The following is a 14342-nucleotide window of genomic DNA, read 5'->3' on the forward strand; positions in this document are numbered from 1 at the left end:
GGACCGGGCGGCCCGGCCCGTCAGGCGGCGGACCGGGGCGCTGCCGCTACTCCTTCGCCTTGGCGTAGTCCGCGGCGCCGCCCGAGAACTCGTAGATCACGACCTGCTCGTCGCCGATGACCCAGGCGTCGTGCCCGGCCGGGCAGACGAAGACCTCGCCGGGCCCCACCTCCGTCTCCGTGCCGTCGCCCATCCGGATGTGGAGCCGGCCCTGCATGACGAACGCGTTGTGGTCGACCTCGCACAAGTCCGTGCCGACGATCGGTTTGACCGACTCCGACCAGCGCCAGCCGGGCTCGAAGGTGGCGGCGCCGAAACTCAGCCCGGTCAGGTTGCACACCTCCAGGTGCCCCTTCGGGAAGTCCCGGCGCTCGTCCGGCTTGTCGATGCTCTTGACTTCGATCATGACGTTCCCCCTTCGTCAGCTTCAGTGTCGCACCGGCACATGGCGGCCACAAGGCGGCGACCTGCGGCGAAGGCCGTCCGGGAGGGCTAGCCGACCTGGTTGGGGACGGCTCCGCCGTACCTCCGGTCGCGTTTGGCGTAGGTCTCGCACGCCTCCCACAGATCGCGGCGGTCGAAGTCGGGCCAGAGCCGGTTGAGGAAGACCATCTCGGCGTAGGCCGTCTGCCAGATCAGGAAGTTGGAGGTGCGTTGCTCCCCGGAGGAGCGCACGAACAGGTCCACGTCCGGGATCTGCGGCTCGTCCAGGTAGCGGGCGAAGGTCTCCTCCTTGACCCGGCCCGGCTTGACCCGCCCGGCGGCGATGTCCTCGGCCAGCCGGAGCGCGGCGTCGACGATCTCGGCGCGACCGCCGTAGTTGACGCAGAACTGCAGGGTCAGCGTGGAGTTGCCCTCGGTCATCTCCTCGGCGTCCTGGAGCTCGGAGATCACGCTCTTCCACAGCCTCCCGGGACGGCCGGCCCAGCGGACCCGCACGCCCATCGCGTGCAACTGGTCGCGGCGGCGGCGGATGACGTCGCGGTTGAACCCCATCAGGAAGCGGACCTCGTCGGGGGAGCGCTTCCAGTTCTCGGTGGAGAAGGCGTAGGCCGACAGGTAGGGGATGCCCAGCTCGATCGCGCCCTCGATCACGTCGAAGAGCGAGGCCTCACCCGCCTTGTGCCCCTCGGTGCGCGGCAGGCCGCGCTGCTTGGCCCACCGGCCGTTGCCGTCCATCACGATCGCCACGTGCCGGGGCACGAGGTCGCGCGGGATCGGCGGCGGGACGGCGCCGGAGGGGTGCGGGGCGGGCGGGCGGACGTTCACGTGGCGGGCTCCCTTTCTACGTGTCGGAGAGAGCGTATGCCGTGTTCCAGGTGCCACTGCAGATAGGCGGCGACCAGGCCGCTGCACTCGGTGCGGTGCCGGGCGAGTGAGGCGTCGGCGGCGGGCCAGTCGCCCTTGAGCAGCGCCAGCATCAGCGCGAGGGTCTCCCCCTCGGGTACGGCGGCGCCCGCGGGACGGCAGTTCCCGCAGACCATGCCGCCGGCCACGATGGCGAACGCCCGCACGGCCGTGGCCTGGCACCGGGCGCACGCCTGGAGCGCGGGGGCGTACCCGGCCACGGCCAGCGAGCGCAGGAAGTAGGCGTCGAGCACCAGCCTGGCCTCGTGCTCGGCGGCGGCCAGCGCCCGCAGCCCTCCGACGAGCAGCAGGAACTGGCGGAGCGCGGGCTCCTTCTCCCCCATGATCAGCCGGTCGGCGGTCTCCAGCATCGCGCTGCCCGCGGTGTAGCGCGGGTAGTCGGCCACGAGCGCCTCGCCGTACGGGCGGATGGTCTCCGCCTGGGTGACCACGTCCAGCGTGCGGCCGGTGTGCAACTGGAGGTCGACGTGGGTGAACGGCTCCAGCCGGGCGCCGAAGCGCGAGGTGGTCCGCCGCACGCCCTTGGCGACGCCCCGGATCTTCCCCGTCCGCTTGGTGAGGACGGTGACGATGCGGTCGGCCTCTCCCAGCTTGTGGGTGCGCAAGACGACGCCCTCGTCACGGTACAGACTCACTTTCCCCAGTTTAGCCGGGAGCCCCACGTGGAAGGCCTCGAAGCGCGGCCGGGCGGCACGGAACCACCACGGATGCGTGCTGTTCACCTGGAACTCACTAAACTTTGACCTCTGGCGCCATCCCCGCCATGTTCAACCCGGATCCACCCCCGCACGAAAGGGTGCCATGCCCCGCGTGGTCCTGCTGGGCTCATCGCCCGGCCCTGATGCCGCCTCCGGCCAGTCCGCGCCGCCCGCCGCGCTGACTCTGCCCGCGCTTCCCGGCTGTCCGACGGTGATCGGCAAGCTGCACGGCCAGCTCGCCTCGCTCGACCCGGCGCCGGTGACGATCGCCCGCTCCGGCGACGCCGCCGCCTACCGGGGATTCCCGGGCACGCTCGTGGAGACCTCCGATCTCGCGGCCGACCTGCGCGCCGTGGCCGAGGCCGCCGAGCGCGCCACGGAGAATCTGCTGATCCTCCCGGCCAACTCGCTGATCCACGACGAGCTGATCTACCAGATCACCAAGTCGAAGCGCGGCGCGCTCGCGCTGATCACCAAGGAGCCCCGGGAGGAGGACGAGAACGGCGACGCCATCGTCCCGGACGTCCCCATCGACGAGGCCCAGCCCGAGATCGGCGACCGCACCCTGGAGGGCCTCCCGGTCCGGGCGCGCGCCGCCAAGTCCCGGGTGATCTCGGTCGGCTCGGCCTACCACGCCGTGACCCGGCCCAACGCCGTCCTGCTCGGCCCGCTGCACCTGCACGTCAGGCACGCGCCCACGCTCGCCGAGGCCGCCCGCGAGCTGGCCGAGATGGCCCACCTGTTCGGTCCCGAGGACGACCTGCTCCAGCTCCTGGTCCTCGGCCTGGTACGGCGCGGCGTCTCGGTCGGCATCCGCGGCCGCCGCGACCTGTTCTACCGCCGAGTGGCCACGCAGGCCGAGGCCGAGCAGTTCGTCGCGGAGATGTCCGCCTTCGACGAGGACCGGGCCCGGCTGAACAACGCGGTCAAGGGCGCCGACGGCTTCTTCACCACCTACTTCGTCAGCACCTACTCGCGCTTCATCGCCCGCTGGGCGGCCCGGCGCGGACTCACGCCCAACCAGGTCACGCTGATCTCGATCGCCCTGGGCGTGGCGTCCGCGCTGTGCTTCGCCACCGGCGCGCGCGCCGGCATGGTCGCGGGCGGCATCCTGATCTACTTCGCGTTCGTGTTCGACTGCGTGGACGGCCAGGTCGCGCGCTACGCCCGCAAGTTCGGGGTGCTCGGCGCCTGGCTGGACGCCACCTTCGACCGGTTCAAGGAGTACGTGGTCTTCGCCGGCCTGGCGGTCGGCGCGGCCGTATCGGGCGTCGGCGACGTCTGGACGCTGGCGCTGATCGCGCTCGGCGCGCAGTCCATCAAACACCTGCTGGACTTCTCCTTCGGCGCGGCCAACCGGCGCAAGCCGCCGTCGCCGCTGCCCGGCATCCCGCTCTCGATCAGTCCCGACACCCCGCTCCGCGCGGCCCTGGAGGAGCGCAAGGTCGCCCGCAGCGGCGGCACCATCCGCAGCCTGCTGAAGATGTGGAGCAAGGCGGGCAAGTACCGCGCCATGCACTGGGCCCGCAAGATGATCGTCTTCCCGATCGGCGAGCGCTTCGCCGTCATCGCCATCGCCGGCGCCTTCTTCGACGCCCGCGTCACCTTCCTGACGCTGATCATCTGGGGCGGCGTCGGCGCCGCCTACTCGCTCACCGGACGTCTGATGAGGTCGCTCGCATGATCACCCAGCCGCAGGCCACTCCCGCTCCGGATCCCTACGAGGAGCGGCTCCGCGTGCAGACCGCACGCCTGCTCGCCTACCGCGACGACGGCCCGCTGGTCACCCTGCTCCGCCGCAGGGTGGGGCCGGGCCTGCCCCCGGTGCCGGCCGCCCTCGCCGCGCTGCTCGCCATCGTCGCCATGGCGGTGGCCGGGCTGCTCGGCGAAGGACCGGTCCTGCTCGTCCCGGCCCTGGTCATGGTGGCGCTGGTGCTGCCCACCGCGGCCCGCGACCACCTGGGCAAGCTCGACTGGCTGGTGCCGCCGCTGATCCGGGGCACCGAGTTCCTCGTCATGATCCTGGTCGGCCTGGCCGCCGAGGCGCCCAAGTGGCTGGTCTTCGTGCTGATCTACGTGGTCGGCTACCACACCTACGACACGGTCTACCGGACCCGGCAGAGCATCTGGCCGCCCGACTGGGTGTTCCGGGCCGGTCTGGGCTGGGAGCTCCGGCTGCTGATCATCGGTGCGGGTGCCGCGCTGGACGTGCTGACCTGGGTGCTGGCGGTGCTCACGCTCTACCTGGGCGTGCTGTTCGCGGTGGAGAGCGTGACCAGCTGGGTCCGCCTGGACAAGGAGTCGGCGGCGGTCAAGGCCTCCGCCGAGGCCGACCTCGAGGCCTCTCCGGAGGAGGCCCTGGAGCAGGCGACCGGCGAGGCCGAGCCGACCTGACGCGGGCCGTACGACGACGCGAAGGGCCGTGGCGCACCGCCGCGGCCCTTCGCCGTGCCCGGGCCCCGTGCCCCCGGTCGTGCCCCCGTCCCGGTGCCCCGTCGCGGCCCTCCGCCGCACCCCCGCCGCGGCGGGGAGCTGTGTTACAAAGCAACGTGGAGTTGGACCGGCTGGACCGAGACATCATCGGGGCGCTCGTCGAGGACGCCCGCGCCACCTACGCCGAGATCGGGCAGCGGGTGGGCCTGTCGGCGTCGGCGGTGAAGCGGCGGGTGGACCGCCTGCGCGAGACTGGGGCGATCACCGGGTTCACCGCGAGGGTGGAGCCCGCCGCCCTCGGCTGGACCACCGAGGCGTACGTGGAGCTGTTCTGCGCGGGCCGCACCTCCCCCGCGGAGATCGGACTGGCGGTGGCCCGCCACCCCGAGGTGGTCTCGGCCTGCACCATCACCGGCGAGGCCGACGCGCTGCTGCACATCAGGGCGACGGACGTGCGCCACGTGGAGCAGGTGATCGAGCGCATCGTGGCGGAGCCGTTCGTGGTGCGGACCAAGAGCTCCATCGTGCTCTCCCGGCTGATCGAGGCCCCGCTGATCACCTCGCGCAACGAATCGCCGTTCGCTCTCTGAGACACGCAACAGGCCCGCGCCGACACGCAAGATCGGGCTATTGGCCTGCGTGAACCCCGTTCCTAGGCTGTTGCCGTTCCCACCACGACGTCCTTGCGGGGTTCTGTATGACGAGGCACTACCTCATGTGTCGGCCCGACCACTTCGCGGTGGAGTACGCGATCAATCCGTGGATGGATCCCGGGGCCGGCGCCGACCGCGAGGTGGCGATCCGGCAGTGGGAAGGGCTGAAGAGCGCCTACGAGGGGCTCGGCCACCGGGTGAGCCTGATCGACCCGCTGGAGGGCCTGCCCGACATGGTCTTCGCCGCCAACGGCGCGCTGGTCGTCGGCGGCCGGGTGTACGGCGCGCGCTTCGCCCACCCCGAGCGGGCGGCCGAGGGCCCGGCGTACCTGAGGTGGTTCACCGACAACGGCTACGACCGGGTGCACGCGGCGGCCTCCGTCAACGAGGGCGAGGGCGACTTCCTCACCCTCGACCACGTCGTGCTGGCCGGGACCGGTTTCCGCACCGACGTCGCCGCGCACGCCGAGGCCCAGGAGTTCCTCGGCCGCCCGGTGGTGACGCTGCGCCTGGTGGACCCGCGCTTCTACCACCTGGACACCGCGCTGTTCCCGCTGGACGGCCGGAACGTGGCCTACTTCCCCGGCGCCTTCTCCGCGGGGAGCCGGGAGGTCCTGCGTCACCTGTTCCCCGACGCCGTCATCGCCGACGCCGACGACGCGGCCGTCCTGGGCCTGAACGCGGTCAGCGACGGCACCAGCGTGGTGATCAGCGCCGAGGCGTCCGGCCTGCAGCTGGAGCTCAAGCGGCGCGGCTTCGAGGTCGTCCCGGTCGAGCTCTCCGAGCTGCGCAAGGCGGGCGGCGGCCCGAAGTGCTGCACGCTGGAGATCCGGGGATAAGCCGGGTGGACAGGATTTCGAACCAGAGGAAAACGGTGATATCCGGATGACCAGCACGGCCGAGCTCATCGAGCTCAGTGAGCGCCGCAGCGCGCACAACTACCACCCGCTCCCCGTCGTGATCCGCGAGGCCCAGGGCGCCTGGGTCGTCGACGTCGAGGGCAGGCGGTACCTCGACTGCCTGTCCGGCTACTCCTCGCTGAACTTCGGCCACGGCAACGCGAAGATCATCGAGGCGGCCCGGGAGCAGCTCGACAGACTCACCCTCACCAGCCGCGCCTTCTTCCACGACCGGTTCGCGGCCTTCGCCGCGGGCCTGGCCGACCTGACCGGCAAGGACATGGTCCTGCCGATGAACACCGGCGCCGAGGCCGTCGAGACCGCCATCAAGGTGGCCCGCAAGTGGGGCTACCAGGTCAAGGGCGTCGCCCGCGACCAGGCGAACATCGTCGTCATGGAGGACAACTTCCACGGCCGCACCACGACGATCGTGAGCTTCTCCACCGACCCCGACGCCCGCGACGACTACGGCCCCTACACGCCGGGCTTCCGGATCGTGAAGTACGGCTCGGCGGAGGCGGTCCGCGAGGCGGTCGACGCCGACACGGTCGCGGTCATGGTCGAGCCCATCCAGGGCGAGGCGGGCGTGCTGGTGCCACCGGACGGCTACCTCCGGCAGATCCGCGAGATCTGCACCGAGAACAACGTGCTGATGATCGCCGACGAGATCCAGTCCGGCCTCGGCCGTACCGGCGAGACCTTCGCCTGCGAGCACGAGGGCGTCGTGCCCGACGTCTACGTGCTGGGCAAGGCCCTGGGCGGCGGCGTCGTCCCGGTCTCGGCGATCGCGGCGGACCAGGACGTGCTCGGCGTGATCAGGCCGGGCCAGCACGGCTCCACCTTCGGCGGCAACCCGCTCGCCTGCGCGGTGGCGTGCGCGGTCATCGAGATCCTCAGGACCGGGGAGTACCAGGCCAGGGCCAGGGAGCTCGGCGGCGTCCTGCACGAGCGGCTGCGCGGCCTGGTGGGCCGGAGCGGTGTGGTGGCGGTGCGCGGGCGCGGCCTGTGGGCGGGCATCGACATCGACCCGTCCATCGCGACCGGCCGCGAGGTCTCCGAGGCCCTGATGGCCCGCGGGGTCCTGGCCAAGGACACCCACGGCTCCACGATCCGCCTCGCCCCGCCGATCGTCGTCTCCGAGGAGGACCTCCTGTGGGCCGTCGACCAGCTCGCCGAGGCGGTCGGGGAGCTCGCCGGCTGACCTTCCCGATACGGCCCACGCCGCAGGATGCGGCCGCAGCCTCACTCACGCGGGAAACCGCCCTGCGCATTCGCGTACTGATCTAGAAATGTGGGCGTGACCTGGGGACGGGTGCCCGATAACGACCGTTGGTCCTGGTGGCAGCCTGGAGATATGAGGTACCCCGACAGAAGCGGAGGACTGTCCGCACCGGAACGGGATCGGCGCGAGGCGCTGCGGTTCCGGGCCGCGGACATGTTCGCCGGGAAGATCCCGCCACCGCGGGTCGCTCGTCTGCTGGGCGTCACCCGCAAATCCGTCTACGAGTGGCACGCACTGTGGAAGCACGGCGGCACGGCCGCCCTGGCCTCCAAGGGCGCCGCCGGGAGCGGCTGCAAGCTCACCGAGGAGCGGCTGGACCGGCTGGAGGTGTTCCTGGAGCAGGGGGCCCGCGCACACGGCTGGGACGAGCAGCGCTGGACCAGCGCCCGCGTCGCCGTACTGATCGCCGCCAGGTTCCACCGTACCTACACTCCACGCGGGGTGGCCTACCTGCTCCAGCGGCTCGGCTGGTCGTTCCAGGTACCGGCGCATCGGGCCGCCCGGCGCGACGAAGAGATCGTCACCTGGATCGACGCCCAGGACGACTGGCTGCTGGTCTACCGGCTGCCGCCGTACGCACCCGATCTCAACCCGGCCGAGGGCATCTGGTCCAACCTGCGCACCAGGCTGCTCAACTTCACCGTGAACGGCATCGACCAGCTCACCGCACTGATCAGGAGCCGGCTCAAACCTCTGCAGTACCGGCCCGACCTGCTGGATGGGTTCATCGCCGAGACCGGACTCGTGCTCTCCGATCCGGCATAACCACCAGCTTTCTCACTCAGTAGGCGCCCATGCGCTGATGAGGTCTTCCGGGCCGTAAGCCGCAGCCAGGCCGCCTGTGGTGACTCCGGCCCTCGAAACGGCGATCATCGGCAGGTCGCCTCCTCCCGGTACGGCTCCCTGCGCCCTGGCCAGTTCGACGAGGTCGTGGTTGTCGAACGGGCGGTCCTCCAGCCACTTGATGGAGCCGGAGAAGAACAGGCGCTTGGCGATCGGCTCGCGGTCGGCGCCGATGATGTCGATCTCCACGTCGTTCGTCCGGGTCCAGAAGGAGCCGACCTCCACGACGTCGGGGAAGAGGTCGTCGGGCAGGAGCCGTGACAGGGCCTCGCGGATCACCGGCTCCACCGCGCGTCCCCGCCAGGACGTCCAGCCCTCGCGGATGCGGCGGAGCACCACGTCGGAGCGCCCGCGCTCCAGCAGCGGCAGCCCGGGCTCCAGGAAACGCGTCCAGAACCGCAGGTAGGGGTCGGCGATCCGGTAGCGCCGGTCCTTGGAGGGGCGGGTGCTCAGCGGGAGTTCGGCGGCCACGACCCGCTTGGTGACGAGCAGGTCCAGCGAGCGGGTCGCCGTCGCGGCGGCGAGCCCTCCCGATGCCCTGGAGATGTTGGCGAAGGTCCGCTCGCCGGACCCGATGACACCGAGGACGTCCTTGGCGATCGCCTGCTTGGGGAACTCCGCGGCGAGCGAGCGCTCCGCGGAGACGAGCAGCGGGGAGGTGGGGTCGGTCAGGGCACGCCCCAGAAAGTCCCACAACCCTTCTCCGCTCCCCCATTCCGCGCAGATCAGCGGGAGGCCGCCGGTCACCAGCCAGGCGTCGAACGTCTCCGCGGGAGGGAGGCCGAGCATCCGGCCGACCTCACCGGGGGCGAGCGGGCCGAGCTTCATCTCCCGTCCGCGCTGGTAGAACGGCCGGCCGTAGCCGGTGAGCGCCTCCATCACGGAGAGGTCCGAGCCGATGAGGATCAGCAGGACCGGCTTCTGCTCGAAGTAGCGGTCCCAGGCTCGCTGCAGGGTCCCCTCGAAGCCCGGATCGCCCTGGGCGAGGTAGGGGACCTCGTCGATCACCACGATGGACGCCCGGTCGTCGGGGAGCACCTGACCGAGGAGGTGGAAGGCGCCGTCCCAGCTGCTCAGGGGCGTCTTGGCCAGCAACTCCCATTCCGGCGCCCCCGAGAGGAAGGCGTCCTTGCGGAACTGCTCCAGCTCCTGCTCCAGCCGGACCCCGCCCGCGGTGTAGTAGAGCACCGGGGCACCGGCCGACCGCACGAACTCCTCGACCAGCCGCGATTTCCCCACCCTCCGACGGCCGCGCATGACCAGGCATCGCCCGGGACGGCTCTTCCCTGTCTCCGCACGCACCGCGTCCAGATGGTCATGCAGCAGGGCGAGCTCCCGCTCGCGTCCGACGAACTCCACCACGGCATGCTCTCATTGATGTTAGTAACTTCACTGATACTTCCATCAACGAGAGTAACCTTTCCGGCGGCGAGGTCCGCGGCGGTCCGGCCTCCCCGGCCTCGGCGGGTTTCCCGCGGCGGTCAGTTCTGCTCGCTGAGCACCCCTATGACGTACTTGTTGATCCGGCTCGCCGCGGCCTGCGAGACCTCGGTGAAGTGCAGGCGGATCTCTGCGCCGTCACCGCCCCTCCTGTGGTGGACGATCTCGGCGCCCAGCGTCAGGACGTCCTCGCCCCGCAGCGGGATGTCGATCTCGACGAGGTCGCCGTGCTTCAGCGGGGCGTCCCGGCCGGTGGAGCAGTGCGCCCCCGAGGCGCTCAGGTCGAGCAGCTGGACGGGGTGGCTGCGGCCGGCCGAGCGGATCCAGGTGGCGTCGCCGATCGCCGCGCGCGGGAAGCTGCGCCGTTCGAGCTGGGTGGCCAGGTCCGCCATGGTCGAGATCCGGCGGATCGCCCGGTCCAGATACTCCCTGAGCAGATCGACGCTGGAGTGCTGCTGCCGGGTGATGACGCCGACCTGCGCGGTGGCCTCGTCGAGGGTGCCGACGCCACTGGTCATCTCGGTGAGCGCCACCGCCATGGCGGTGGCGTTCTGCTCCAGCGACCGGATGATGGCGGTGATCTCGTCGGTCGACCGGGTCGTCGTCGTGGCCAGCTCCTTCACCTCGTTGGCCACGACGCTGAACCCCTTGCCCGCCTCACCCGCGTGAACCGCCTCGATGGTGGCGTTGAGCGCGAGCAGGTTGGTCTGCATGGCCACGCTCGAGATGATGTGGGCGATCCCCTCCACCTTGTGCAGGCTCAGCTCGAGCTGCTCGACGGTGTCGTTGGCCCGGCGCGCCTGCTCGACGACGCGGTGGGTGATGGTGTCGGTCACGCTGACGCGCTCGTCGATGGTGTCGGCCGTACCACGCAGTTCGTCGGTCTTGTCGACGACCACCTGGAGCTCGTCCAGGATGTTCGAGACGCTGCCGTTGATCATCTCCTGGGCTCGCTGGCGGGCCTGCTGCTCGCTGAGCTGGCGCTCGGCGTAGGTGACGCGCAGCTGCTCCTCCCGCGCGACGTTGGCCTGCTCCAGCTCCGCGTCCTGCGCGGCCATCGCATCGAGCATGGTGTCGATGGCCCGTCCCAGCGCGCCGATCTCGCCGCCGTCGCCGGACCGCACGCGCAGGGTGCGGTCCCCCGAGGCGATGACGGCCTCGGCGGTACGCCGGAGCGGCCCGACCTGCCGCCGGATCCCCCGGCGCACCAGCAGGATCACCGCCGCGAACAGGAGTGCCGCCGCGATCGCGGTCATCAGGAACATGTCGCGCAGCGCCGTCGTCGCCGTCTCGTGGATCGGGCGGTCGCGTACCGCCTCGATCAGGATCGGCTCTCCCTCGACGGCGGGCAGGGCGACGGTCATCCCGATGCGGTCCTCGTCGAGGGCCTTCGTGACGACCTTCAGCTCGCCCAGCCGGCTGGAGAGCGTGAGAGGGCGCCCGCCCGCCGTCCGGGCCTCGCTCACCCGTTCCACCGGCAGGCCGATCTGCTCGCCGAGTGCGGCGAGGCGATCCTCGCTGAGGGCCTTGAAGTAGATGAGACCGCCCGCGGGCTCGGCGCCGCTGCCACCGGGATGGCTGGCGAAGCCGCAGTACAGGAACGGCGTGCCGGACGTCGGGACGACGCCGCAGCGGGCCGACCCCGGGTCGGCGCCGATGTCGAAGAGCCTCCGCAACGACTCGGGCCGGGCCAGGTCGGCCGGGAGCGGGGCGAACCCCGCCCCGGTCCCGGCCAGCCCTCCGACCCGTACGGTGCCGTCCGGTCCGGTGCCGACGACACCGTCCACACCGTAGATGCGCTGGATGTCACCCGGCGGGAAATCCGCCTCGAAGGCGGCTCCGTCGGCCTCACGCACATCCGCGAAGGAACTGTCCCAGATCGAGTTGGTCGCCCCGTAGTCGCCGAGCAGGCGGATCTCGTAGTCCAGCGCGATGCGTATCCGCTGCGCGTTCTGGGCCATCTGGTCGGCCTCGACGCGGTCGAACGCGGTGACCGCGACCTGTCGCTGGGCCACGAAACCGAGCGCGACGACTGCGACGACGACGAGCCCCGCCAGAGGGGATCCGGCTCTGAGGCGACTGAGTTTCACGGCGACTCCATCGACCCTCGCACGCCGATCCTGAGGAGAAGCCCTGCCTGCGGAGAAACCCTGTCTGCGGACCCCGCCGTGCCGTGATCCCGTTGACGGAAGTGACTCCGCCGGTGCTTCCGCCGGGGGACCGGCTCCTTAGACCGGCAGTTCCACGGTGGCGACCTCCATGACCTCGGTGGTGCTGGCGGTCTCCCAGCGCACGGAGACCGGGCCGTCCAGCGACAGGGTGGCGATGGCGTTGGAGAACCAGGGGCCGTCGGTGATCCGCCACTTGACCGGGGGGCGCGGGATCTTCGCCAGGCGGGCCAGCAGGCCGCCGATCAGGGTGGCGACGCCGAACTGGGCGACGATGTTGGCGAGCCGGAGGACACGGCTCAGCGGGTTGCGGATGGGCGAGCAGACGAGCTGGTAGATCGGGTGCTTCCTGGCCTTCGCGGCATACGAGTAGTGGATGTCCCCGGAGAGGATGATCACGGGCTTGCCGGTCCGGGCCAGCAGCCGGGACAGGTCCTCGAAGGAGCGGCGGAAGGCCGACCAGTGCTCCAGGTCGAAGGTCTGGCGCAGCCACTCCGACCAGCGGGCGATCCGCGGGCCCCAGGCGCCCTGGGCCAGCGCCTCGTTCCAGTTCTGCACGTGGTGGATGCCGGCCGGGAGCAGGAACGGCACCGAGGTGCCGATCACGAAGCGCTCGACGCCCTCCCCCGCCAGCTGCCCGGTGAGCCACTCCCACTCCACGGGGTCGAGCATCCGCCGGTCCCCCGGGGTGAGCTGCCGCGCGCACCGCGAGTCGAGCATGATCAGGCGGGTGGTGCCCAGGTCGCGGGCGTAGCTCCACCGGCTGTCGGCGGGGACGGCGTCGGCGTGCGCGGCGAAGGTGTCGAGGATCTCGGCCCCGTCGCCCTCGGCGGCGCACAGCTTGCCGAGCAGGCCGTCGGCGTCGCGCTCGGCCGGCGACAGGTTGCCCAGGTGCTGGTAGATCCAGTAGGCCCCGAGCCCGGCGACCACCCGGCGCGGCCACCACTCCACCTGGGCCATCTTCGCGCGCCAGTCGGAGGAGGTGTTCCAGTCGTCGCGGAGGTCGTGGTCATCGAAGATCATTCCGGTGGGCACGGTGGAGAGCAGCCAGCGGATCTCCGGGTCGGTCCAGGCCACCCGGTACAGCTCGGCGTACTCCTCGAAGTCGGCGATCTCGGTCTTCGGCTCGTCGTCCCTGCGGTTCTTGATGAACTCCAGCATCTCGGCGGAGGGCTCGTCGGCGTAGACCTGGTCGCCGAGCAGCAGCAGCAGGTCGGGCCAGTCCTGCTCGGGGGCCTCCATCATGCGGCAGCCGTACGCGCGCAGCACGTCGACCCCGTGCGAGATCGTGTGGACCACGTCGTGCGGCACGCTGGTCCGGCAGGAGCCGAACATCACCTTCCGGGGGCCGTCCGGGCCGAGCAGCCGGATCCGGCTGGGCGGATGGTCCGGCAGCGGCCAGACGCGCTCGGAGCCGAGACGGACCTCGTAGGCTCCGCCGCCGGCCAGGTCCACGATCGCGTAGTGGTGGCCGTGCACGGTGAAGGTCCGCGCGCTCGCCCGCGTCTCCCCGGCCTCGACCGTCACCTCGCACGGCTCGCTGGTCTCCACCCAGACCGAGGCGCTCCGCTCGTCGACATAACGCAGCAGCGGCCCGACGACAAGTTCCGGCACGTTCACCCTCCCAGACACTCCAGGCCGGCGGAGCCCTTCCAGCGGGCCCGCCGTACCGGCACGCCCCGTTCCGGTGCCCGGTCATCCCACCCGATAACAACGGATCATCAGCTATGCCTAGAAAAGGATAAACATCAGCACAAGAGGGATATCCATCCTCACCGGATCCCGGTGGGACGCCCCGGCGACCGCGCCGGGCATCGGGGACCGTCACGAACGGCCGGGCGACACGCGGGCTCCCGCCGCCCGGATACGACGGGGACCGACCGGGCGGTTCCGGACGGGACGGGCACGGACTCGCACCCGCCCCGCCCGGAAGACCCGGTCCGGCGCGGTCTACCGGGAGAAGACTCCGCTCAGCACGCCCCCCAGCACCTCGGTGGGGCGCTGCTGCTCCCCGTGGAGAGAGGTCACGGCGACGAGCGCCCCGGTGGCGCCGGGGACGACCCACTGCATGACGCGCAGCTGCCGCTGCGCCTTCGCGACCTCGGCGGGGGTGTCCTCTCCCGGTTTCACGCCGCCCTCGGCCGGGACCTCGCCCGCCTGCTCGAGCGTGGCGCCGAGCTTCCTGCTGTAGGCGGTGGCGGCCAGCGCCGCGGTGGTCAGCGCCAGTTTGAGCATGGAGCTGGATCCCACACCGCGCTGGCGGGCGACGCGCCCCTTGTTGGCCATCAGCAGGCCCGTCGCACCGACGAGGTGCATGGCGATGCCCGCCAGGTTGACCGGCGTCCACCGGTCCCATCCCGCGTTCGCCACCCGCGTACGCTCGCGCCTGTCACTGACCTTGGAAGATGCGCCGTTCAGGCCGACGGCCCCCATCAGCGAGCCGCCGAACCAGATCGCCATCCCGATGTCGTGCATGCTGCGTATGACGGTGTTGCGTTGCATGTGACCCCCCTGTCACCGGTAACGGAGTCGCGGTCCCCTTACCGGCACCACCATGC

13 protein-coding genes are annotated in these 14342 nt (G+C 71.2%); 6 read left to right on the top strand and 7 right to left on the bottom strand.

Translation table 11 applies throughout. From position 1 onward, the window contains the following. Positions 1-46 precede the first annotated feature (46 nt). From FHS22_RS18475 to recO, 3 genes are all read right to left on the bottom strand, one after another. The gene (locus tag FHS22_RS18475; RefSeq protein ID WP_184943314.1) at positions 47-406 is read right to left on the bottom strand and encodes a cupin domain-containing protein; all 360 of its coding nucleotides are present in this window, start codon (positions 404-406) and stop codon (positions 47-49) included. Positions 407-492: 86 nt separating this feature from the next. Then, on the bottom strand, positions 493-1269 hold the full coding sequence (locus tag FHS22_RS18480) for an isoprenyl transferase (RefSeq protein ID WP_184943315.1): 777 nt from the start codon (positions 1267-1269) through the stop codon (positions 493-495). Further along, positions 1266-2003 (bottom strand): DNA repair protein RecO, encoded by a 738-nt coding sequence (recO, locus tag FHS22_RS18485; RefSeq protein ID WP_184943316.1) that lies wholly within the window; start codon positions 2001-2003, stop codon positions 1266-1268. The genes FHS22_RS18480 and recO overlap by 4 nt, the downstream gene beginning before the upstream one ends. Before the next feature lie 166 nt (positions 2004-2169). Between recO and FHS22_RS18490 the strand changes: the two genes are divergently transcribed. The 6 genes from FHS22_RS18490 (at position 2170) to FHS22_RS18515 (ending at position 8098) form a co-directional block, all read left to right on the top strand. Next, positions 2170-3750, top strand: coding sequence for a CDP-alcohol phosphatidyltransferase family protein (locus FHS22_RS18490; RefSeq protein ID WP_184943318.1), 1581 nt, complete (start codon positions 2170-2172; stop codon positions 3748-3750). After that, complete coding sequence (locus FHS22_RS18495; protein WP_184943320.1) at positions 3747-4460, top strand: DUF5941 domain-containing protein; 714 nt, start codon at positions 3747-3749, stop codon at positions 4458-4460. Before FHS22_RS18490 ends, FHS22_RS18495 begins: the two co-directional genes overlap by 4 nt. 155 nt (positions 4461-4615) lie before the next feature. After that, positions 4616-5089: an Lrp/AsnC family transcriptional regulator gene (locus tag FHS22_RS18500; protein ID WP_184943322.1), complete on the top strand. Its 474-nt coding sequence runs from the start codon at positions 4616-4618 to the stop codon at positions 5087-5089. 107 nt (positions 5090-5196) lie between these two features. Further along, the gene (ddaH, locus tag FHS22_RS18505) at positions 5197-5991 is read left to right on the top strand and encodes a dimethylargininase (RefSeq protein WP_184943324.1); all 795 of its coding nucleotides are present in this window, start codon (positions 5197-5199) and stop codon (positions 5989-5991) included. A gap of 46 nt (positions 5992-6037) precedes the next feature. Then, on the top strand, positions 6038-7252 hold the full coding sequence (rocD, locus tag FHS22_RS18510; RefSeq protein ID WP_184943326.1) for an ornithine--oxo-acid transaminase: 1215 nt from the start codon (positions 6038-6040) through the stop codon (positions 7250-7252). Positions 7253-7405: 153 nt separating this feature from the next. Further along, positions 7406-8098: a winged helix-turn-helix domain-containing protein gene (locus tag FHS22_RS18515; RefSeq protein WP_184943328.1), complete on the top strand. Its 693-nt coding sequence runs from the start codon at positions 7406-7408 to the stop codon at positions 8096-8098. 12 nt (positions 8099-8110) lie between these two features. On the opposite strand, the gene FHS22_RS39285 is transcribed toward FHS22_RS18515, so the two are convergent. The 4 genes from FHS22_RS39285 to FHS22_RS18535 all read right to left on the bottom strand — a co-directional run bounded on the left by FHS22_RS39285 (position 8111) and on the right by FHS22_RS18535 (position 14259). After that, on the bottom strand, positions 8111-9535 hold the full coding sequence (locus FHS22_RS39285) for an ATP-binding protein (RefSeq protein WP_338047808.1): 1425 nt from the start codon (positions 9533-9535) through the stop codon (positions 8111-8113). A 122-nt stretch (positions 9536-9657) separates the two neighbouring features. Then, complete coding sequence (locus FHS22_RS18525; protein ID WP_184943332.1) at positions 9658-11706, bottom strand: methyl-accepting chemotaxis protein; 2049 nt, start codon at positions 11704-11706, stop codon at positions 9658-9660. A 138-nt stretch (positions 11707-11844) separates the two neighbouring features. Further along, positions 11845-13398 (bottom strand): alkaline phosphatase D family protein, encoded by a 1554-nt coding sequence (locus FHS22_RS18530; RefSeq protein ID WP_184943334.1) that lies wholly within the window; start codon positions 13396-13398, stop codon positions 11845-11847. 336 nt (positions 13399-13734) lie between these two features. Continuing rightward, complete coding sequence (locus FHS22_RS18535; protein WP_221473805.1) at positions 13735-14259, bottom strand: hypothetical protein; 525 nt, start codon at positions 14257-14259, stop codon at positions 13735-13737. Between the last annotated feature and the right edge of the window lie 83 nt (positions 14260-14342).

The sequence above is a fragment of the Thiemannella venezuelensis genome (assembly GCF_014203605.1).
Classification (GTDB): Bacteria; Actinomycetota; Actinomycetes; order Streptosporangiales; family Streptosporangiaceae; genus Planomonospora_A; species Planomonospora_A venezuelensis.

Coding starts and splice junctions, on each gene's coding strand:
- FHS22_RS18490 (WP_184943318.1), top strand. CDS start 2,170: ATGCCCCGCGTGGTCCTGCTGGGCTCATCGCCCGGCCCTGATGCCGCC.
- rocD (WP_184943326.1), top strand. CDS start 6,038: ATGACCAGCACGGCCGAGCTCATCGAGCTCAGTGAGCGCCGCAGCGCG.
- FHS22_RS18495 (WP_184943320.1), top strand. CDS start 3,747: ATGATCACCCAGCCGCAGGCCACTCCCGCTCCGGATCCCTACGAGGAG.
- FHS22_RS18535 (WP_221473805.1), bottom strand. CDS start 14,259: ATGCACGACATCGGGATGGCGATCTGGTTCGGCGGCTCGCTGATGGGG.
- FHS22_RS18475 (WP_184943314.1), bottom strand. CDS start 406: ATGATCGAAGTCAAGAGCATCGACAAGCCGGACGAGCGCCGGGACTTC.
- FHS22_RS18515 (WP_184943328.1), top strand. CDS start 7,406: ATGAGGTACCCCGACAGAAGCGGAGGACTGTCCGCACCGGAACGGGAT.
- ddaH (WP_184943324.1), top strand. CDS start 5,197: ATGACGAGGCACTACCTCATGTGTCGGCCCGACCACTTCGCGGTGGAG.